Annotated in this window: 1 protein-coding gene; it reads left to right on the plus strand. The window is 21.7% G+C overall.

The features are described from left to right. Nucleotides 1–74 precede the first annotated feature (74 nt). Nucleotides 75–332: hypothetical protein (locus U880_RS09980; RefSeq protein WP_038359042.1), on the plus strand; the 258-nt coding region annotated here is incomplete at its 3' end.

The raw sequence follows: 332 nt of genomic DNA on the forward strand, positions 1-332 counted from the left end.
GCTCCCTCAAATCCAAAAAATCATACAAAACAATAAATTATAAATATTACAAAATTATTAGGAGAGAACTATAAATGAATTTAAGCACAGCAAAAATAGGTATTGACATACTAAATAAATTTACAGAACTTCTACAAAAAAATAATAATGATAAAAATACATCTACTTATACAAATATCTTTTTGAAAGTAGTTAATTACATTTTTTCTTTATATGAAGCAAGTATAAACAGAATGGAACAAAACGAAGCTATTAAACTATTATCTGAACTTGAAGAGATTATAAGAATCAATATTGAAATAATAAAAAATTCTGAAGAGTATTATAATCAA

The sequence above is a fragment of the Borrelia hispanica CRI genome, from assembly GCF_000500065.1.
Classification (GTDB): Bacteria; Spirochaetota; Spirochaetia; order Borreliales; family Borreliaceae; genus Borrelia; species Borrelia hispanica.